Raw genomic sequence first — 21,167 nt, forward strand, 5'->3', positions numbered from 1 at the left:
AAATAATCGTTGGTAATTACACTAATTATTTTATGCGGAAATTATCATTTATCCATTTTTCAGTGTTAAATAATTAACAAAATGTTTAATTTGTATAATTTTTACTTTATTTATTTTTTATTGAAGCAAAAAAAATATCTTTGACAAAAATTATAAAAACCATGCAAGAGAGTCAATTGCTTAAAATTGCCAACGAATTTGGCAGCCCTGTATATGTTTATGATGGTCATAAAATTGAGAACCAGTATAAACGCTTAACTAGTGCTTTTAAAAATGTTAAGAAGTTAAAACTTAATTATGCGGTAAAAGCATTATCAAACATTTCTGTTTTAAAGCTTTTACATAGTTTAGGTTCTGGTATTGATACCGTTTCTATACAAGAGGTGCAATTAGGTTTAGCTGCTGGTTTTAAGCCTGAGCAAATTATTTTCACACCAAACGGAGTTTCTTTAAACGAAATTGAAGAAGCTGCTAAATTAGGTGTTAAAATAAACATTGATAACCTTTCTATTTTAGAGCAGTTTGGTGCAAAACACCCAAACACACCGGTTTGTATTAGAATAAACCCACATGTTATGGCCGGTGGAAATGCAAATATTTCTGTTGGACATATTGATTCTAAATTCGGAATTTCAATTCATCAAATACCACACATTTTACGTATTGTTGAAAATACTAAAATGAATATTAACGGTATCCACATGCATACGGGAAGTGATATTTTAGATATTGAAGTATTCCTTTATGCAAGTGAAATTTTATTTGAAACCGCAAAACAATTTGATAATTTAGAGTTTATCGATTTTGGTTCTGGTTTTAAAGTGCCTTACAAACCAGGCGATATAGAAACTAATATTGAAGAGCTAGGAAAAAAGCTTTCAAAAAGATTTAACGATTTCTGTAAAGATTACGGTAAAGAATTAACCTTAGCCTTTGAGCCAGGTAAATTTTTAGTAAGCGAATCGGGTTACTTTTTAGCGCAAGTAAATGCGGTAAAACAAACTACATCAACTGTTTTTGCACAGGTAGATTCTGGATTCAACCACTTAATCCGCCCAATGTTTTACGGATCTCACCATGAAATCACTAACATCTCGAACTTAAAAGGTCGTGAGCGTTTTTACACCGTGGTAGGTTACATTTGTGAAACCGATACTTTTGGAAATAACAGAAGAATAAACGAAATAAATGAAGGTGATATTTTAGCCTTTAAAAATGCAGGCGCTTATTGCTTCTCTATGGCGAGCAATTACAACTCACGTTTGCGCCCTGCGGAAGTTTTATGGTACAATGAAAAAGCACATTTAATTAGAAAAAGAGAAACTTTTGATGATATTTTACACAATCAAATAGCTGTCGATTTTTCTGAACAAAAAGAAACTGTAGCTGCCAAGTAAGTTACTTTTTATAAAATTTTAAATCCGTTTTGAGGTAAATTTATCTTAAAACGGATTTTTTTATTCAAAAAAACTATTTTTATTAAGGTTTTCGAGCAAAATCACGCTATTTTTGGAGACAAACAAATATTTTTTAATGGATTTTACAAACCCTTTAGTATATGGAGTTCCTTGTTTTTTAGGACTCATATTATTAGAACTCTCATACAGTAAGCATCGTAAAGAAGAACGAAGTCAGAAACTATACAACTGGAAAGATTTAGCTGCCAGCCTTACTATGGGGATTGGCTCCGCTGTTTTAGCTCCACTTACAAAAACCATAGCAGCTATTGTTCTTTTTAACTATGTATACGAAATTTTCAATCCTATAGTAGATGGTGTACGCACCAATATTATGGGTTATGAATCTTTTGGATACGCATGGTACATCTGGATTATTTGCCAATTGCTAGACGATTTTAGTTATTACTGGTTCCACCGACAAAACCATAACGTTCGTTTTTTATGGGCCGCTCACATTGTACACCACTCATCAGATAATTTTAATTTAGGTACTGCTGTAAGAAACGGTTGGTTTACTATTTTATACAAACCTTTTTTCTATATGTGGATTGTTGCTATTGGTTTTCCGCCAGAAATGTTAGTAGTTTGTTTAGGTATTGAAGCGCTTTGGCAGTTTCAATTACACTCTGTTTATATTCCTAAAATGGGAATTATAGAAAAATTTATGAACACACACACCATGCACCAAGTACACCATGCTCAAAACTTTGAATACATGGATAAAAACCACGGTGGATTCTTAAATATTTTTGATAAAATATTTGGGACTTGGAAAGAACTAGATGAAAATATAGAAATAAAATACGGTGTTACACATGCACCAAACTCATATAATCCTTTGGTGATTTTAACGCACGAATACAAAGATATCTGGAACGATATGAAAAAATCGAAAAACTGGTATCATAAATTTATGTATGCATTTGCCGCTCCTGGTTGGAGCCATGATGGAAGTTCGCTTACCATTAAGCAACAAAGAAAACTATTAGAAAAACAAAACCTGAAAATTTAATTTTCAGGTTTTGTTTTTTTTTGTGTAAAATGTAAATACGAATATTTTATTATTGCTTCACAAATTTTTGAGAGAACATACCTTTATCTGTAGCGATATTTGCAATATATAAACCAGATTTCAATTGATCTACAACTAATTTTCTTTCGTTAGTTTTTACGTTTAAAACTTGACGACCAGAGAGATCTACTATTGAAATAGACTCTACTTCTGCTTTAACATTAATGTTTAACTCTTCCTTTACAGGGTTAGTTAAAATAGAAAAATCTGCATCACTTATTGTATGATCACCTAAACCGAGAGTACTAGTTATTAAACTTTCAGCTGTTTCGAAAGAGTCGTTTATAGCATCCCCAGAAACATCAATTTTAGTACTTCTAAACACCAAATCACCATTATCTTTATAATAATAGTAAGAAGTCTGTGTCAAATCTGCCGCTTTAACTGGAAACCCACCAAAACTAATAAACAACTGAATATCTTGAACGGTTTTTAACCGAGTTACTCCTCCACTAAAATTTTCTCCAGCCAAACCACTTATGTTTACGTTTAAAGTTCCTTTAGCATCTACAGTTCGAACTAATGAACCTGAAAAAGTACCATTATATGAAGAATAATTAAAAGTACCACTTATATTATCATTACTAGGAGCAGACAAATAACTTAAAGGAAAACTACCTAATTCACCTTTATCTGTGTAAACAAGAGTGAAACCATTGCTCTCTGCACCAGTAAACGAAATAGATGTTCCGCTTTTTTCTAAAAAAATCTTACTTATTGGACTATTACCAACACTAGTATTTATAACAGCTGTGGAACCGGGATAGTTAGAAATTGCTGCATCTGTTGTAGAATACTCATCAGATGTATTTTGATTGTCATAAGTAACATTAAAAGTCCAAGTAGCATTTGCTCCTGCAGCACTTTGGTCTGTTGGAGCGCTTACAACAGCAAATTCAGAACCTGCCGCACTCTCAAACGTAGGAATCGAATTTTGGGAATATCCCAAACTCGTAACGAGAAGTAATAAAAGTAATTTTAATTTCATAGTAATTTGTAATTTATAGGATTAATTGTAGCACAAACTTACAAAAAACGCTCTCCCCTAAATCGATGAAAAACAGCGTTTCATAGAAATTACAGATTATCTTTTTACTTTTCAGAAAAACCCTATTATTATCATTTTTAAAGCGAATTTTTAAATAATCTCGCTAAAACCTACTACCTAATTACGAATTTTCCCACTAAACAAATTAATATTAGAATTAAATGAATTACCCGAAGCACGGCGTAGTGTTACCAATTGCCCACAATGCCAAATAGCATCAGAAATTGGTCCGTTTATCATGTTCCAAAACTGAACTCTTTCTGTATCATATTGCTCCAAATTATTACTTACTCTCAAGATATCTGATGCTTTTTTTAAATTCAATAAGGTTTGTTCTCTTTGCACTTTAAAAGACAATGGCTCTTTATTGGTTGTCTTTGGTTCCTTTGAAATTGTATTCAATATAAACTGAGACATTCCAAAAATATGCTCAATAGTTTCCGCGCTTGTTCTGCTTGACGAGCTTGCTTTATATTCTAAATCTTTAGTACGTAAGCCTTCACTTGCCCAAAAAAAACGAAAACCTAAGGCGTCAACCATTCTAGCCGCCACAGTTCCGGCAGTATAAGCCTCTGTCATTTCTGGAATTTCATAATAAGGTAATTCTTTGTTTTGTGCCATAGCCACTCCGCTTATTGTTATTAGTAAAATAAGAAGTTTTAATTTCATAATTTATTTATTGTGTTTAACGTCATCACTTGTATCTAATTCACCATCACTTCCTAAAGATTGTAGTTTAAATTCGGTTCCGTTATTAAGAGATTCATAGTGAAACTCTTGTTTCCACGAATCGAATATTACATTTTGTCTCAACGGATTATTCCTAACAACATCACCATTTTTTTCTGGATATCGACCTATATCTTGTTTTTCTTTTTCTAGTATTTTTGCTAATTCTATTATTTTACTGCGTGTAGAACCTTGATTAGAATTTGTAAATAGTAATCCCCCTGAAATGAATAATATTAAGGAAATAGGAAAAACGATTAGCATTATTTTTTGAGAAGGATAAAGCATGAACTTTTTAGGAAGTCCATGCTCTTTTTCAAATTTGCGCCGTTTTCTTTTTTTTAACCAAAATTTAATATCTTGAAACAAGAGTAATAAATCGGCTATTAATTCTGCTAGAAGTAGCCACATTTATTTTTTAATATTCCTTGAGGTATTTATTGGGTTAATGCCGTATTTATCGAACAAATAAACCAAAGATGTCATGGTTGCTGCTCCTAATTCTAGTTCACGTTTGTTAATAGCATCGAAAGTATCGTTACTAGCGTGATGATGATCAAAATAACGTTGAGAATCTGGACGTAAACCCGCCAACACATTAGTTTCTGTTTTTAACGGACCAACATCTGCTCCACTTCCACCCTTTTCAAAATAATGAATTAGGTAAGGTTTAAATAGTGGCTCCCAGCTTAAAACTTGACTAAAACTAGCATCACTACAATCGAAATTAAAACCTCTAGGTGTAAATCCACCAGAATCACTTTCTAAAGCAAATACATGATTTTCATTTTTTTGTTTAGCAACTTCGGCATATTTTTTTCCGCCACGTAAACCATTCTCTTCATTCATAAAAAGCACCACTCTTATGCTACGTTTTGGTGTTATTCCAGATTCTTTTAATAATCGTAAAACATCCATAGATTGTACAACGCCTGCGCCATCATCGTGAGATCCATCGCCTAAATCCCATGAATCTAAATGACCACCAACGACCATATATTCATTTGGAAATTCACTCCCGGTAATTTGCCCGATAACGTTATAAGATTGTACATCTTTTAGCTGTTTACAACTTTGCTTAAAATAGAATTTAATGTCCTTATTAAGCTGCAACATAGTACTTAATAAATTAGCATCGTTAGTACTTATGGCTGCTGAAGGAATACGTTCATCGACTGGTAAATTACCATAAGTCATGCTTCCTGTGTGTGGCAAATCGTCTTGTCTTAAATTCATAGAACGCACTATTACTGCTACTGCTCCATATTTTGCTGCTTCAACAGCTCCGCTGTAACGTTGATTTACACAACCACCATAAGCTTCGAAAGTGCTAATTAAATCGGCCTGCATTGGGCGATTGTAAAACACTATTTTACCTTCGACCTCAGCCTTCCCTAAAGCTTCTAATTCTTCAAAGTTTTTAACCTCAACTATATTAGCTTTTAAACCTAAACCTGGCGTAGCTACTGAACCTCCCAAGGCACATATATTTACCGTGTTTGTTTTACCGCGTTCGGTTTCTATAAAAGCATATTCTTTTGCTCCACGTACCCAACGTGGTACCATTACAGGTTGTAACCAAACTTTATCTAATCCTAATTTATCGAGTTCTTCTTTGGTGTAAGCCACTGCTTTCTCTGCACCTAAAGACCCTGATAAACGACTCCCTATTTGATTTGAAAGGTGATTTAACCACTGGTAACTTTGTCCGTTTGTTAAAGATTGCTTGTAGATGGTTTTAAGTACATCTTCATCACTTTGGGCAACTAAAACAACAGAACTTAAAGCCATTGCAATTGTTAAAACTCTTTTTAATTTTATCATTAGTAATATACTTTGGTTATTAATATGGGTTAGTTTTTTTTTGTTAAAGATAATATTTCATCAAAACCGAGCTTGATTGAAAATTATAACTTTTTGTTAATTAACCAGCCGAAATTGCGTTAACGATTGAACGGCCTGTTTAAGCTCCCCGACCAGCGGAAGGGAGCGAGTAGTGAAAGCGTGTTAAAACGCCCAAAACCTTTTACTCATTAGCTAACTGAGCTTTATAACTCTCTAAATTAGCCTTAATTTTATCGTTTAATTCTGGCTCTGTGATATCGGTATATTTAATTAAATTATCGTGTAAAATTTTCGCGACCAATAAGCGCGCTGTTGGTTTATCGTCGGCAGGAATAGTGTACCAAGGCGCGTGTGACTTAGAGGTTCTATTTATGGCATCTTGATAGCAGTCTTGGTATTTGTCCCACAACTTACGTTCTTTAAGATCATCGGGCGAGAATTTCCAGTTTTTTTCAGGCTTATCTAAACGGCGCAATAATCGGCTTTTTTGCTCTTCTTTAGATAAGTTTAAAAAGAACTTAAATATTATGGTACCGTTATCGGCTAGGTGTTTTTCGAAGTTATTAATTTGCTCGAAACGCTTATCCCAAAAGGCTTCATTTACATCGTCTACGGTTTCTATTCCAGGAATATTTTCACCCAAAATATATTCGGGATGCACTCGAGTTACCAATACATTTTCGTAATGTGTGCGGTTAAAAACACCAAATTTACCACGTTGTGGAAGTACTAAATAATGACGCCATAAATAATCGTGACCGCGCTCCAAATCGGTTGGTACTTTAAAACTATGGCATTCTATACCACGCACATTAAATTCTTTAAAAACTTCGCGCACCAAACTATCTTTTCCTGAGGTATCCATACCTTGTAAACAGACCAAAACCGCGTGTTTATCGTGCGCATACATTATGTTTTGCCACTCACCTAGTTTTTTACGAATGCTTTTTAATTCACTTTTAGCATCGTCTATTACCAATTTAGTTTCTAAGTTTTTCAGGGAAATATTTGATGTTACTTTGAATTTATCTATTTCAATATTTTTCATATGATAGTATTGCGGAAATTAATTTTTATAAATATAATAAAGAATTTACAAAACCACTTACTAACCTAATTTAGAAATGGTGAACTGCTCGAATTTTAAGGACAAAACCAAGTATTATCTGTGTTTTCGACAAACTGCACCCTCGACCAAATTGTTTTTAATACTTTAGCCCATCCAAATCCCTATTAATACCTACTTATTATGAAAACCCTTTTACTCCTACCTATTTTATTTTTAACCTACGCCATGCAGGGCCAAGGAAATTGCGAAGATGCAAGTGCTTACTTAATTAATTCTTACTCGCATGTTAAGGATGCTTATGACTCTAACAATATTAGCCATTTACAATACTACTCTAACCGCTCGGTAGAATCTATAAAATTATCTAAGCAAAATTTAGCAGATTGTAATTGTCAAAAAGCCCTTGATTTAGCTAATCAAGTTTCAGATTTGTTAGTTCAGGTAGAATCTGCAACGACAAATGAAGATGGCCGATTTTATGTAAAACGCGCCAGAGATTTAAGTAAACAAAGCGTTATTGAAATTGACAAATGTGCCTACAACAATGCTAATAATATTGAAGTTGAAGAGACTTCAACCGAAAATAATGCCTTAGCCAATTTACAAAAAGAGCAAGAGCAATTAAAGCAACAACAAGCAGCTTTAAAACTTAAGGAACAAGAAATAAAACAAAAATTAGCCGAGCAACAAACGGAAGCTTTGGCTTTAGAAAAGAAACAACTTATAGGCAAATACAAACTAGCAATTAGCTCTACAGTTAAAACTTATAATGAAAGTTTAAAATTGTGTAACAGTAACAATAAGTTAACAGCTACAGATACAGATGTATCTCAAGAAAGCATGGAAACTATTAAGGCGCACTATATTTCGAGCTTAAAAAAATTAGCTTCAGATTATGTTACGCAGTTAGATTTGTGCTCCAACTAAACCTGTTACTCCAAACTTAAAACACAGCGCTTCGAATTTATTTTTGAGGCGTTTTTTTATAGTCTGAATTGAAATATTTTAGAACTAAATAGATTTAATATATTCTAATCAGTTATAGAATATATTTGGTTCGAGCCGTAAAAAATAATACTATTGTATAAGCGCAAAACATATTAACCAACAAATACCCCAAAAGCATGTTTACTCAGAAATTTAAATGGCCTGTTTGCTCCTTAATGTTTCTATTTTCTATATCGTTGTTTTCACAAGGATTAATGCAAGAAAAACACAATTTCACAAGGCAAGATACGCTACGCGGAAGTATTACTCCTGAGCGCGAATGGTGGGATCTAACCTATTATCACTTGGACATAAAAGTAGACCCGGAAAATAAATTTATTTCTGGAAAAAACACTATTCAATATAAAGTATTGAAAGCCGATTCTGTAATGCAAATTGATTTACAATCACCTTTAAAAATAACTAAAGTTGTTCAAGATAACATCGAACTTGATGTTAAACATGATGGCAATGCTCACTTTATTAAACTTCAAGAAAACCAAGATTTAAACACTGTAAAAAGTTTAGATGTATATTATGAAGGCAACCCGAAAGAAGCCGTTAACGCACCTTGGGATGGCGGAATTTCTTGGAAAAAAGACTCGAATGGAAATGATTTTATTGCATCATCTTGCCAAGGTTTAGGCGCTAGCGTTTGGTGGCCATGTAAAGACCATATGTACGATGAAGTAGACAGTATGCTTATTAGCGTAAACGTGCCAAAAGATTTAATGAATGTATCAAACGGAAGGTTGAGACTTGAAGAGCGTATTGGAGATACCAAAACATATAGTTGGTTTGTAAAAAACCCTATTAATAACTACGGTGTAAATATAAACATTGGCGATTATGCTCATTTTTCTGAAGTTTATGATGGCCAAGGAGGAAACCTAGACATGGATTATTATGTTTTAAAAGATAACCTAGAAAAAGCCAAAGAACAATTTAAAGACGCGCCAAAAATGATGAAAGCTTTTGAACATTGGTTTGGGCAATATCCTTTTTATGTGGACGGCTACAAACTAGTAGAAGTACCTTATTTAGGCATGGAACACCAAAGCTCGGTTACTTATGGCAACCAATACAAACCAGGATATTTAGGCCGAGATTTATCGGGAACAGGCTGGGGCTTAAAATTCGATTTTATCATTATTCACGAATCGGGACACGAGTGGTTTGCCAATAATATTACGAATAAAGACATTGCCGATATGTGGATCCATGAGAGTTTTACAGCGTATTCGGAAAATTTATTTTTAGATTATTACTACGGAAAACAAGCCTCTTCGGAATATGTAGTTGGAACTCGAAACAGCATTAGAAACGACCGCACAATTATTGGAAATTACAACGTAAACAAAGAAGGCTCTGGAGACATGTATTACAAAGGTGCCAATATGCTGCACACCTTACGTCAACTCATTGAAGACGATGAAAAATGGAGACAAATATTACGTAAAATGAACGTAACATTCTATCACCAAACAGTAACTACTAAGCAAATTGAAGATTATTTATCTAAAGAATCAGGCATTGATTTAACAGCATTTTTCAATCAATATTTAAGATCTGTGAAAGTCCCTACTTTAGAATATTCTATTGACAAGAAAACACTAAAATATCGATGGACAAACATTGTTACCAATTTTGATATGCCTCTTGAAGTTAAAATAAATGATGAAGACGTTTGGTTAAAACCAACTTCTGAATGGAAAACATTAGACTTTAACTCAAACATTTCAACATTCGATGTGGATATTGATTTTTATGTTGAAACCAAGAAACTATAATACCTTTGGAAACTCCAGAACTCTATTTTAAAACAGACACCGCTTGGCGCGAATGGCTACATGAAAACCATAAAGAATTTAAAGGTGTCTATTTGATTTTTTATAAAGTTGAAAATGAACAGCCTTCGATGCGCTGGGAAGAAGCCGTAAAAGTTGCCATTTGTTATGGCTGGATAGATTCTACAGTAAAAAGTTTGGGAGATGGAAAACGCAAACAATATTTCTCTCCAAGAAACCAAAAAAGCGTTTGGAGCGCCTTAAACAAAAAGTATATTAAAACGCTTACTGCAGAAGGATTAATGCATCAGTCTGGATTAGACATTATAAATCTAGGTAAACAAAACGGCAGCTGGACTGCACTTGATTCTGTTGAAAAAGGCATTATACCAGATGCTTTAAAAAAAGCCTTTGATGAAAACCCTGAAGCTTTTAAAAATTACGAAAACTTTGCCCCTTCCTATAAAAAACATTATTTATTTTGGTTGCATAGCGCTAAACGAGAGGCTACAAAAACAAAGCGCATAACCGAAATTATTCGATTATGCGCTAATAATATCAAAAGTAGAGATACCTGGTAAATTAAGAATTTCTATTAATAAAACAGATTAGATTCCATGGTGTTTTGACTGATAGAACTTGTAAATACTTGCAACATACGTTTGGCAATACCTGTCCATCCAAAATTACGTCTAGCAAAACGAGCACCTTCCACAGATAGCTCATTTCGCATTTTAGGATATAATAAAGGCATGGCCATCATAGCTCCAAATTCTGTAGGTCTATGTGGATCTGCAAATAATGCTTGATTTCCAAAATCTATTAAATCGTATAAGCCACCATGCACAGTTACCACACTCGGTGTTCCACACGCCATAGCTTCAATGGCTACCATACCAAAAGGTTCATAACGTGAAGGCATTACAAAAATATTAGCTGCGCGATAGACGTTGGCTAAGTCTTCATCAGCGATATAATTTTTCCATGTTATTCTATCTAAAACCCCTAATTCCTTAGCTAATTTTTTTAAACCTGCAACACCTTTATCATCTTGCTCAGACTGGTCACCACCAATGGCTGCGACTAATCGTGCTTCTGGACAAAGCTCAAAAACTGTTGGGAGCGCTCTAATTAATAAATCGTAACCCTTATTATGCGCCATTCTACCTAAAGCAAGAATATCGGTAGGTTGTATATCGTATTTTGCTCTAATTTTATCATTCTCTTTGGAAGGCACTGGGTAAAAACGATTTTCATCAATACCAGGAGGAATCATGGTGCAATTTTTAGACAGCACATCGTATTGTTGAGTCAATAAATCGACTTGAGGCAAAGTAGTTGCCACAATATGGTTGCACATTTGGTAAACAAAATATTCTTTTCTAATGCGCTCTTTAAAACGATAAGTCTTTTCCATTTCCTTTTCGTCCATATCGCTTCCCATACTGTGCTGTTTCCACCAACCTAAAGAATGCGGTGTATGTACGTGAGATATGCCCAATTCTTCAGCTATTTTTTGACCTGCCCAACCGGCATCCCAGTAATGCGAATACACGACATCATATTTTTTATTCTCTTTTTTTATGGCAGCCAAAGTATTTGTTACAAAAGCTTTAAGGTGGTCGTGCATATCTTCTTTCCTAATAAATTTTTTACCTCCAAAAGGAATTCGCCAAACACTATAATTTTCATGAACATTATCGTACTCCGGTTGATCTTCGAATTGACGTGTTACCAAATCTACCCGCTTACCTAACCGACTAAAACGTTCTGCAAGTTCCAAAACATAAACTACTTGCCCTCCTGTATCAGGCTTACCAAGTTCTGGATTTGCTCCTACATATCCATGTAAAGAGATCATTAATATTGATTTCATAGTTTTATAGTTTGTTAAATTATTTCTTAATTATTTTTAAATCGTGACAAGCCGAAATATACTGTGCAGCAGACCAAGCTTGATAAGCTTTCCCCATAGCTTTTCCGGTGATACCATGTGCCCATTCATTAAACTCCCACTCATCATTTAAACCTTCCTGATTTATTAATGCCAGCTTATGCAACTCAGAAATAGCCATATCTCTAAAACCAAGTTTCCCGATAAACTTCACCCAAAAACCACCTACAAAAGGCCAAATACCCCCGTTGTGATAATGGTTTGGTAAATTCAATAAATTAACGGTGTAATAGGGTTTCCAATCTGGATCTCCTGGTGTTACAACCGGATACACATTAGATACCGGAAAAGGATCGTTAACCCCTACGCCTAACATAAATTTAAAGGTTTGATGCGCTTTTTCTGCATCGACTGTACCAAACAAAAAGGCGAGCACGTTTCCGAAAACATCACAACGCCAACTAAAATCGAATGGAGTAGTTTGTTGAATTAAATACGGGGTATCACCTAGTGTAAACTGACGCTCTGCGAATGACACCGTTTGAAATAATTTCTGTTGGGTAGATGGCCAGAAATTCTGTAAAATTTCCTTTTTAATAACTTGAGACCAACGGATGTATTCTCCAGCTTCATCATAATCGCCGAGCATTTCTAACATTCTACCAAAACACACATTAGAGCGATACCAAAGAATTTCATCATATAAAATATTGTAGCTTCCGCCAAATAAATCCGTCCAATCTCCGGCCTCAGGAATTTCTAATAAAGCATCATTATTACTATCGTGCGCACCAAGCCAACGCATGGTTTCTTTAATATCTCCAATATATTTACGTAAAAACTTAATATCTTTTGTAACGTTTACATATTCGTAAAATGCAATTACAACCCATATACCGCTATCTATAGAGCAAATACCACCTACTCCAGAATAATCGGGTTGCTTATCTTTTAAACGTACGTTAGAAGGGATTTGTCCGTTTCTCGAGCTATTCTCAATTAATGTTACTAAAGTCTGCCGTTGACATTTATGTATCTCTTCATCATCAACTAAAGACAAAGAACCAATTACTGTAATGGCGCCATCTCTGGCCCAAACACTATGGTAGTTTTCATCGGTTCCATGGGTAATATTATCTTCAATAGAGCATGCGGAAAACCCAAGAGGTGTTATATTTTTCTTTAGAGCAATAATGGCTTTCTCGTAGCCTTCTAAAATAAGATCTAGTTTTTCTTTATCATCTTCGGAAGCAATACTATTTAATTCCTGTTGAATAATATAATCTTCGGTATGGTCTGTATTGCTTGATACAATAGCCTCTTCGGGCAGAATACCATAATACACTAAACCTTCTATAACTCCATCTCCACAATCTTTTTCTGCATGGTAGATTTGACGGTATTTGGTATATTTATAAAGTTCTTCGTGAGCATTCGCTACCACGATTCCTTTAATATCTTCCATATCGAACATAGCAGAATCGTTACCACTATCTCCAGCAACTAAAGCATTCGAAGCTTTTAAATTTAGTTTTCGTAGAAGCCATTGTAACGCATTTCCTTTATTGGCCCACTTAGGAAGAATATCTAGAAATTGCTCTTGAGAATATACCACGTTAATATCCATATTGGCTCTAACAAAAGTATTTTCAATCTCGGTAATAACAGCTTCTGTAGCATTGTGAAAATAATAACTACGCTTATAATCATGCTGATATTTACTTGGTTGTTCGTTTATTGGGCCGTCGATATTTTGTATAATATCTTCTACCAATTTTAAATCCCAACCATCGTCTAAAACGTCATTAAATTCCTTAACAACACATTTTTTATTGTAATCATAAATATGAGTACCTACACCAGAAATAATATAATCGGGCTCTGGCAATGTCCCTTTTTCTATTAAATGAATAACATCATCAACCAAACGCCCCGTATTGTATGCAAGTAAAACACCTTGTTCTGGCTTGTGTTTTTTCCATACTTTCCGAAAGTTACTTTTATGAGTATTAAAATCTATAAGCGTGTTATCTATATCAAAAGATAATAAATTGATATCATGTTGAATTTCACTATTAGGTTTTTCCATAAAATCTTTAAAATTTATCGATTATTGTCAATTTTTACTCTGTTTTGAGTATAAACTAACGATTTTTCGTTAAAAAACCAAAGAAAACGGATTAAACCAAAAGTGTTTTCCTTATATGGGAAATAGAAAGATAAAGACTACGAAATATTAAAAACAGTACTATAATTTTTGAGTATATGATAATTGGTGAACCCAAAAAAAGCGATAAGAAAATTTATTTCTTATCGCTTTTTTAATTAAAAACTTATTTATCAAGTGATTAAATCCCACTTATAAAACTTCCATAAGGATCTCTAAATTGAGTGCCTTCGGAAAAACGTTGTTTACTTAATAATTTAAACTCTACTAATGCCCAAAGCACAAACTCTTTCATGAAATAAGCATCTTCAGGTTTTAAATTAGGTTGATATTCACCAAGTAAATCATCTAAAGGAGAAATGGCATCTAATAAATTAGTATATTCTTTGTTTTTTAAATCGTCTAACAATTCAAAACCATCCTTTTCATTGAAAAACCATGATACTATATCATCATACGGACTTTCCTCATCTTGCTTTTGAAGTTTACTTATCTTCGGAAAAAATTCTTCAAAAAGACTCTTTACAGCTTCACCTATAAGATTGTAAGCCACCACAGCAGCACCTTCTTGCTCACCTTCATAAACCAACTCGACCTTACCAGTTATTGCAGGAATAATACCTGAAAAATCACTTAAACGAACCGTAGTACTATCATCTCCACAAATTAGGGCACGTCTTTCGGCTGTGCTTAATAAATTTTCGAATGCTGTAATACTTAACCTAGCACTTACACCACTTTTAGCATCTATATATTCACTTTCTCTAGCTTCAAAAACAATTTGCTCCAAAAGGTCTTTAGCAAAATCAGGAACTTTCACAGCGCTTTTTTGCCCTTCAACTAAATTAGATTCTTGTTCGGTAATACGCCTAGCTGTTTCAATATCTTCGGGATAATGCGTTAATATTTGCGACCCAATTCTATCTTTTAAAGGCGTTACAATACTCCCTCTATTGGTATAATCTTCTGGGTTTGCAGTAAATAAAAATTGAATATCTAAAGGTAACCTCAGCTTAAAACCTCTAATTTGAATATCGCCTTCTTGTAGAATATTAAACAGAGCTACTTGTATTCTAGCTTGTAAATCGGGAAGTTCGTTAATTACAAAAATACAACGATTTGCTCTCGGAATCATACCATAATGAATCACACGATCGTCGGCATAACTTAACTTTAAATTTGCTGCTTTTATAGGGTCGACGTCTCCAATAATATCGGCAACCGTAACATCTGGCGTTGCTAATTTTTCAGCAAATCTGTCACTTCTATGTAACCAAGAAATTGGTGTATCGTCTCCCTTTTCTTTTATTAACTCTACGGCAAATCTTGAAATAGGCTGTAACGGATCGTCATTAATTTCCGAACCTGATACAAACGGAATGTATTCATCTAAAAGATTCAGCATCAAACGTGCTAAACGTGTTTTTGCTTGTCCGCGTAAACCTAATAAATTAATATTATGCCTTGATAAAATTGCACGCTCTAATTCAGGAATCACGGTATTTTCATAACCATGAACCCCTTCGAAAGTGGTTTCTTTATTTTTAATTTTTATGATTAAATTATCTCGCAATTCATCTTTTATTGATTTACTGCTGTAACCTGACTTTTTAAGTTCACCTAATGTTTTTATGTTTTCTATTTTCATATCTTATATTTAGAAAAGAGATTCTAGAATAGAGAAAAAAGACAATACGTAGTCGTCAACAACTCTCTTTTTCTAATCTCTTTATTCTTTTATCTTTTCTATCCTTTAATTCGTTTTTTTCTATTGGTTTCGTAATCTTCAAAAATCATTTCACCCAAACCTTTTAAACCGGTGTAAAAAGCTTTCCCTTGGTTGGCCTTTGTAAACTCACGAACAAACTGCATTAAGTAGTTATCTTGTGCAATCATAAAGGTGGTAATAGGAATATGTAAACGCCTCGCTTGTTGCGCCATGGCATAACATTTATTTACAATATGGGTATCTAAGCCATTACTATTTTTATAATATTGACCATCCGGAAGACGCAAGCAACTTGGTTTGCCGTCGGTTATCATAAAAATTTGCTTGTTGGTGTTTCGTTTTCTTCGGAGTAAATCCATAGCCAATTGTAAACCAGCAACGGTATTTGTGTGGTATGGTCCAACTTTTAAATACGGCAAATCTTTAATTTCTATTTGCCAAGCATCGTTACCAAACACCAAAATATCGAGTGTATCTTTTGGATATCGCGTGGTAATTAATTCGGCTAAAGCCATGGCTACTTTTTTAGCTGGTGTTATTCTATCTTCACCATACAAAATCATACTGTGGCTAATATCAATCATTAACACGGTACTCATTTGCGCTTTATGCAAGGTTTCTTCAACAACTAAATCATCTTCCGATAAGGTAAAATTAGAAATTCCATGATTAATTTGCGCATTTTTTAAACTTTCCGTCATCGATACTTTATCTAAAGCATCTCCAAATTGATAGTTTCTAAAATCGCCAGTATGCTCGTCGCCTGTACCCTGCCCTTTACTTTTATGATTCCCTTGCCCGCTGCGCTTTATATTTCCAAAAATCTGGTCTAAGGCTTGCTGCCTTATAGCACGTTCGGTTTTTGCTGTAATCGCGATACCGCCATTACCATCTGGATCTATTTCTTCTTTTATGTAGCCCTTCTTTTTAAGGTCTTCAATAAAATCGTCTATAGTATATTCTGCAGTAGTTAAAGTGTATTCTTTATCGAGTTCGCGCAACCAATCTATAGCCTCGTCGAAATCGCCAGAAGTATGTGTAATAAGTTCTTTAAAAATATCGAATAACTTATCGAAAGGCGATTGATAAGGCGCTTCGTAAGTTTTAAAAACAAAACCTTTTCTTGATGTATTTCTATTCATAACTCTATAAAAATACTCAATTTAAAATCAAAAAAGCAGCAAGTGATAATCGGAATTATCTATGGGTAGAATGAGTTCGGTTATACTGTGTTATTCTACACGTTTTAAACCCGCCAAATCTTCGATTTTAATATACTTGCCTTTAGTAGAGATAAGGTTTTCTTTTTTTAGTTGAGAAATAATACGAATAGCAGATTCTGTAGCAGTGCCCACAATATTAGCGTAATCTTCGCGCGATAACAAAATACTTAATGTGCCATCTGTGTTTTCACCAAAATTACTATGCAGATAAATTAAAACATCTGCCAGCCTTTTACGCACTGTTTTTTGAGCCATGTTGACAATAATATCATCGGACTCTCGCAAATCTCTAGCCATAACCTTAAGCACATCAAAAGAGAATTTTAGATTATTTTGAAGATCTGCCATAATCTCGACACGAGGTATAAAACACACCTCCATATCATTTAATGCTACAGCTTGTAGATTAGAAACTTCTTCCGTTATAAGTGAGCGCTGCCCTAACAATTGGCCTTTTACAACCATTTTCACTATTTGGTCTTTTCCATTTTCACTTAGTTTAGACAACTTACAAATACCATCTTTTATGCAATAGACTCCGTTTATATTCTCTCCTTCTTCGAAAATAACTTCTCCTTTTTTAATAATTCTAGAAGTTTTACAGCCTGAAATACGAATTAACTCATCTTTAGTTAAAGACTTCATTGCATTAAACTGCTTTATTATACATTGTTCACACTTCCCCATACCTATCTTGCTGTTTTTACTTTAAAATAATTTTGATTGAAAACTCCATTTAATGTAAAACTAAAAAAGGAACATCTGTATAATAGCGCTTTTTGGGTGTTGTAGGATGAAACAGAATTTTTTGAAAATAATTTAAATTCTTGGCCATCATGGCAATTAAATTAATCTGTTTATGTTCAACAAAATTCTGAACAGCATCTTCGATATGATGGTCTGTTAAAAAATGAAACGTATGCTCGTGGTTATTAAAATAATCGTCTAGAAATTCTTTGTTTTTTTGTTGATCTTCATTAAGATCTGTGCTTTTTTTATTGATATGAAGCGCTCTAACCGCTGCATGGTTTGCCTCAATAATATCGGCCATAGGCTGCAAGGTTTCTACATTATAGAAAAAAGAAAAATCTGTAGGAAAAGCTATTTCTTTTGGACTAACGTACTTTGCGTTTTCGGGCACAACCAATGTAGTACATTTTACTTTTGTTATTACATTCCCGGTATTACTCCCAACAGCTAAATTATTTAAACCAGACGCGCCACGTGTACCCATGACAATAAAATCAATCTTTTTTTCTGTAACCTGTTTTCTAATAGAATTAAGAATATAGTTGTTATCCATTACCGGATAAAAACGATGTTTATCACTTAAATAAGGACTTTTTACAATACGTTTTATAGTTTGTTGTAGCAGTTTTTTTGACGGACTTTTTACGACACTAGAAACTATGGTATCTTCATTTGTTGATACCTGTTCCTGAAATCTGGAAACCTCGGAAGTGTTTACGTGCAATATGTAAAAATTACACGACGACTTACTAAAAAAACGCAACGCATACTCTATGGCATTCCATGCGTTTTCAGAAAAATCTGTGGGTATTAAAATATTCTTCATGCCTATCTTCTTCTAGAGAACAAAAATAAAGGCAGGATGTTTAAGGAAATATGACCAATATCATGAACACGCCATATTTAGAATATTTTAACGTACTTGTTGCAGTTTATCTAAATCTAAAATTTTGATATTTCTACCTTCAATTTCAATAATACCACTGTCTTTAAAACTAGATAGGGTTCTAATTAAACTTTCGGTAGCAATACCAGCAACACTGGCTAAATCGTTACGCGAAATTCTAATAGTATCTTGTGGATTTCTATTTAATTTTTCAGCAAATTGTAAAATGGTATTTGCTGTTCTTTTTTTAACCGAACTGTATGCCATTTGCAGTAAATGATCTTTTACATCGGTTAGATTTTCTGTTAGTAATTGTATTAATTCTAAGGTGACTTGGTGGTTGTTATTAAGCACCTCTTTTAAAGCGCTTTTTGTAACACCTATTAAGGTGGTTTCTTTTATGGCGGTTGTAGACTCCTCGTAAGTTGTGTTTTGCACAAAAGATGTGTAACCAAACAAATCGTCTTCTTTATAGAGCGCAGTGGTTAAATCTTTCCCTTTTTCATCAAATTTATGAGACTTCACTAAACCTTTAGCTATTAAATAAATATAATTAGAGTGTTGTCCTTCTTCATAAATAACATCGCCTTTTCCGTACTTTGTTATTTCACCATTATCATCAAAAAAGTTTTTTAAATCATTAAGCGTTCTAATCTCAGACTCGTCAACCTTTGCGTCTTCTTTTTTATCGCTTATATCTTTTAAAATAGCTGCTTTAGCTAATCTACTTTCTATGGCACTAATAAGTTCATCTTCTTCAAAGGGTTTAGTGATATAATCGTCGGCACCCAAATCCATCCCTTTTCGCACATCTCTACGCTCTGTTTTTGCAGATAAAAATATAAAAGGAATATGCTTAGTCGTTTCATTTTTAGATAGCGCTTCTAAAACACCATAACCATCGAGTTCTGGCATCATGATATCGCATACAATTATATCCGGTAAATTTGCAATAGCCAATTCTACTCCTAATTTCCCGTTTCGAGCAGTCATCATATTATAGTTAGACAGTTCTAATAATTCTGCTGTGTTTTCTCTTAAAACAACATCATCTTCTATCAATAATACTTTATTCATTATTCTGCTTTATTTTTTATTATAATTGTAAATATACTTCCTTTATTTTCTTCACTTTTAAAACTTATAGTACCGCCTAAGTTTTCCAAATGGCTTTTCACGATATTTAATCCAATACCCGTTCCTTGCTCAAGTAAGGCATTTTCAGCTCTAAAATAGCGATTAAATATACTTTTTTGATCTTTTTCTGGAATCCCAATACCGTTATCTTTTATATCGAATGTAGTATGGGTATCATCTTGCTTAATCATGATATCGACAATGGTATTTTCCGAAGAATACTTAATAGCATTATGCACTAAATTAGATAATGCTAATTCTAAAATTTTCTCATCCTGATGCATGGAGTAATCATCAATATTCTCAGGATAATTTATTTTTTGCCCATCTTTTAAAAGCATATTTGCATTGTAAACCACCTCGTTAACCACTTTACTCAATTTAAAAGTAGTTAATTTATAATTCATTTTTCCAGTTTCTAACTTTTCAATAGATAGAAAATCATTCAAAATATTATTAAGATAATGTACCTTATCGGAAATAGTCTTTATATGCTTATCGCGTCTTTCCTGTTGCTCTGTTAACTTATACTTACTTAACAACATAGATGATGTTAAAATACCACTTAAAGGCGTTTTAAACTCATGAGAAACTGATGATAAAAATTTAGTTTTTAACTCATTAAGCTCTTTTTCTTTTTTAAGCGCGTTGCTTATTTTATTTTGAGCATCAATACGTTTTTTTATTTCTTCGTCACGCTCAACATTTACAATCTTTAATTCTTCAACCGTATTACTTAACTCTGTAGTACGCTCGTTAACTTTTCGCTCTAACTCGTTATTAAGTTCGAGTAACTCAAGCTCCTGCTGTTTTCTTATAGAAATATCTATAATTAATGTCATTATAAAGGACTCTCCTCCAATTTCTAACGGATTTAATCCAGCTTCAACGGGGAATGTAGAACCATCTTTATGAGCGCCATACAAATCTCTACCGCGCCCCATTTTACGGCTTTCTTTATTCTTCATAAAACCATCAAAATGAGCACCATGATTGGCATGATAAGTTTTAGGAATTAAAATATTTAAGTCTGCGTTTAAAAGTTCTTCTTTGGTATAACCAAACATACTCTCGGAAGACTTGTTGGTTGCAACAATTTTTTGATTTTTATCGACAACAATAACACCTTCTGAAACAGCTTCAAAAAGCACATTAAAAATTCGATCACTATTCTGAAACATTATTGAAATTGATTTTGAAACCTTACATGAAACACGAAAACAGAAATAGTGATAAACACAGAATTAAGCTAATTATCTTAATTTCATACTGTCAGAATTTCCTTGTAGTAAAATTTTGTACTTTGTAAAAATAGCAAAAACATGATTAATATCATATTTAAAATACGGTTGATTTCTGAATTTTGCAATAGGTATAAATGAGC

At 33.5% G+C, this 21,167-nt stretch carries 17 protein-coding genes and 1 pseudogene; 5 read left to right on the forward strand and 13 right to left on the reverse strand.

The window, feature by feature from the left end; genetic code table 11:
• Positions 1-161 precede the first annotated feature (161 nt).
• Together lysA and BM246_RS12595 are read left to right on the forward strand one after the other, a co-directional pair.
• A complete protein-coding gene (lysA, locus tag BM246_RS12590; protein WP_042500254.1) occupies positions 162-1,397 on the forward strand; it encodes a diaminopimelate decarboxylase in 1,236 nt (411 codons plus the stop codon).
• A gap of 136 nt (positions 1,398-1,533) precedes the next feature.
• Complete coding sequence (locus tag BM246_RS12595) at positions 1,534-2,472, forward strand: sterol desaturase family protein (protein WP_042506518.1); 939 nt, start codon at positions 1,534-1,536, stop codon at positions 2,470-2,472.
• Positions 2,473-2,521: 49 nt separating this feature from the next.
• On the opposite strand, the gene BM246_RS12600 is transcribed toward BM246_RS12595, so the two are convergent.
• From BM246_RS12600 to BM246_RS12620, 5 genes are all read right to left on the reverse strand, one after another.
• Positions 2,522-3,520: a T9SS type A sorting domain-containing protein gene (locus tag BM246_RS12600; RefSeq protein ID WP_074938339.1), complete on the reverse strand. Its 999-nt coding sequence runs from the start codon at positions 3,518-3,520 to the stop codon at positions 2,522-2,524.
• Positions 3,521-3,697: 177 nt separating this feature from the next.
• Positions 3,698-4,249: a hypothetical protein gene (locus BM246_RS12605; protein ID WP_074938341.1), complete on the reverse strand. Its 552-nt coding sequence runs from the start codon at positions 4,247-4,249 to the stop codon at positions 3,698-3,700.
• Between the two features lie 3 nt (positions 4,250-4,252).
• Positions 4,253-4,720: a type II secretion system protein GspG gene (locus tag BM246_RS12610; RefSeq protein ID WP_074938343.1), complete on the reverse strand. Its 468-nt coding sequence runs from the start codon at positions 4,718-4,720 to the stop codon at positions 4,253-4,255.
• A complete protein-coding gene (locus BM246_RS12615) occupies positions 4,721-6,133 on the reverse strand; it encodes a M20/M25/M40 family metallo-hydrolase (protein WP_074938345.1) in 1,413 nt (470 codons plus the stop codon).
• A gap of 202 nt (positions 6,134-6,335) precedes the next feature.
• Entirely contained in the window at positions 6,336-7,202 is an 867-nt protein-coding gene (locus BM246_RS12620) for a PPK2 family polyphosphate kinase (protein ID WP_074938347.1), read from the reverse strand.
• A 201-nt stretch (positions 7,203-7,403) separates the two neighbouring features.
• On the opposite strand from BM246_RS12620, the gene BM246_RS12625 reads away from it, so the two are divergent.
• The 3 genes from BM246_RS12625 (at position 7,404) to BM246_RS12635 (ending at position 10,578) form a co-directional block, all read left to right on the forward strand.
• Positions 7,404-8,150, forward strand: a complete 747-nt coding sequence (locus BM246_RS12625; RefSeq protein WP_074938349.1) for a hypothetical protein — start codon at positions 7,404-7,406, stop codon at positions 8,148-8,150.
• 236 nt (positions 8,151-8,386) lie between these two features.
• On the forward strand, positions 8,387-10,000 hold the full coding sequence (locus tag BM246_RS12630; protein ID WP_074938353.1) for a M1 family metallopeptidase: 1,614 nt from the start codon (positions 8,387-8,389) through the stop codon (positions 9,998-10,000).
• A 5-nt stretch (positions 10,001-10,005) separates the two neighbouring features.
• A complete protein-coding gene (locus BM246_RS12635; RefSeq protein ID WP_042500170.1) occupies positions 10,006-10,578 on the forward strand; it encodes a YdeI/OmpD-associated family protein in 573 nt (190 codons plus the stop codon).
• A 14-nt stretch (positions 10,579-10,592) separates the two neighbouring features.
• Here BM246_RS12635 and BM246_RS12640 read toward each other — a convergent pair.
• The 8 genes and pseudogenes from BM246_RS12640 to BM246_RS12675 form a co-directional block, all read right to left on the reverse strand.
• Positions 10,593-11,876 (reverse strand): annotated as a pseudogene (locus BM246_RS12640) (glycosyltransferase); the annotation flags it as partial.
• Positions 11,877-11,892: 16 nt separating this feature from the next.
• Positions 11,893-13,980 carry an HAD-IIB family hydrolase gene (locus tag BM246_RS12645; RefSeq protein ID WP_074938354.1) on the reverse strand — a complete coding sequence of 696 codons (2,088 nt, stop codon included), beginning with the start codon at positions 13,978-13,980 and terminating at the stop codon, positions 11,893-11,895.
• A 259-nt stretch (positions 13,981-14,239) separates the two neighbouring features.
• Positions 14,240-15,706, reverse strand: coding sequence for a MoxR family ATPase (locus BM246_RS12650; RefSeq protein ID WP_074938355.1), 1,467 nt, complete (start codon positions 15,704-15,706; stop codon positions 14,240-14,242).
• 98 nt (positions 15,707-15,804) lie between these two features.
• Positions 15,805-16,929: a vWA domain-containing protein gene (locus BM246_RS12655; RefSeq protein WP_042500165.1), complete on the reverse strand. Its 1,125-nt coding sequence runs from the start codon at positions 16,927-16,929 to the stop codon at positions 15,805-15,807.
• 90 nt (positions 16,930-17,019) lie between these two features.
• A complete protein-coding gene (locus BM246_RS12660; protein WP_074938357.1) occupies positions 17,020-17,697 on the reverse strand; it encodes a Crp/Fnr family transcriptional regulator in 678 nt (225 codons plus the stop codon).
• Positions 17,698-17,746: 49 nt separating this feature from the next.
• Positions 17,747-18,586 (reverse strand): universal stress protein, encoded by an 840-nt coding sequence (locus BM246_RS12665; RefSeq protein ID WP_074938359.1) that lies wholly within the window; start codon positions 18,584-18,586, stop codon positions 17,747-17,749.
• Between the two features lie 87 nt (positions 18,587-18,673).
• On the reverse strand, positions 18,674-19,723 hold the full coding sequence (locus tag BM246_RS12670; RefSeq protein ID WP_042500160.1) for a response regulator: 1,050 nt from the start codon (positions 19,721-19,723) through the stop codon (positions 18,674-18,676).
• Positions 19,723-20,964: a PAS domain-containing sensor histidine kinase gene (locus BM246_RS12675; protein WP_074938361.1), complete on the reverse strand. Its 1,242-nt coding sequence runs from the start codon at positions 20,962-20,964 to the stop codon at positions 19,723-19,725. Before BM246_RS12675 ends, BM246_RS12670 begins: the two co-directional genes overlap by 1 nt.
• Positions 20,965-21,167: the final 203 nt, after the last annotated feature.

The organism is Algibacter lectus (assembly GCF_900112395.1).
Lineage (GTDB): Bacteria > Bacteroidota > Bacteroidia > Flavobacteriales > Flavobacteriaceae > Algibacter > Algibacter lectus.

Bases quoted from the DNA above. Each gene is read 5' to 3' on its own strand.
- BM246_RS12645 (WP_074938354.1), bottom strand. From the start codon at position 13,980: ATGGAAAAACCTAATAGTGAAATTCAACATGATATCAATTTATTATCT.
- BM246_RS12665 (WP_074938359.1), bottom strand. From the start codon at position 18,586: ATGAAGAATATTTTAATACCCACAGATTTTTCTGAAAACGCATGGAAT.
- BM246_RS12610 (WP_074938343.1), bottom strand. From the start codon at position 4,720: ATGTGGCTACTTCTAGCAGAATTAATAGCCGATTTATTACTCTTGTTT.
- BM246_RS12605 (WP_074938341.1), bottom strand. From the start codon at position 4,249: ATGAAATTAAAACTTCTTATTTTACTAATAACAATAAGCGGAGTGGCT.
- BM246_RS12660 (WP_074938357.1), bottom strand. From the start codon at position 17,697: ATGGGGAAGTGTGAACAATGTATAATAAAGCAGTTTAATGCAATGAAG.
- BM246_RS12620 (WP_074938347.1), bottom strand. From the start codon at position 7,202: ATGAAAAATATTGAAATAGATAAATTCAAAGTAACATCAAATATTTCC.
- BM246_RS12655 (WP_042500165.1), bottom strand. From the start codon at position 16,929: ATGAATAGAAATACATCAAGAAAAGGTTTTGTTTTTAAAACTTACGAA.
- BM246_RS12595 (WP_042506518.1), top strand. From the start codon at position 1,534: ATGGATTTTACAAACCCTTTAGTATATGGAGTTCCTTGTTTTTTAGGA.
- BM246_RS12630 (WP_074938353.1), top strand. From the start codon at position 8,387: ATGTTTCTATTTTCTATATCGTTGTTTTCACAAGGATTAATGCAAGAA.
- BM246_RS12650 (WP_074938355.1), bottom strand. From the start codon at position 15,706: ATGAAAATAGAAAACATAAAAACATTAGGTGAACTTAAAAAGTCAGGT.
- BM246_RS12670 (WP_042500160.1), bottom strand. From the start codon at position 19,723: ATGAATAAAGTATTATTGATAGAAGATGATGTTGTTTTAAGAGAAAAC.
- BM246_RS12615 (WP_074938345.1), bottom strand. From the start codon at position 6,133: ATGATAAAATTAAAAAGAGTTTTAACAATTGCAATGGCTTTAAGTTCT.
- BM246_RS12675 (WP_074938361.1), bottom strand. From the start codon at position 20,964: ATGTTTCAGAATAGTGATCGAATTTTTAATGTGCTTTTTGAAGCTGTT.
- BM246_RS12625 (WP_074938349.1), top strand. From the start codon at position 7,404: ATGAAAACCCTTTTACTCCTACCTATTTTATTTTTAACCTACGCCATG.
- BM246_RS12600 (WP_074938339.1), bottom strand. From the start codon at position 3,520: ATGAAATTAAAATTACTTTTATTACTTCTCGTTACGAGTTTGGGATAT.
- lysA (WP_042500254.1), top strand. From the start codon at position 162: ATGCAAGAGAGTCAATTGCTTAAAATTGCCAACGAATTTGGCAGCCCT.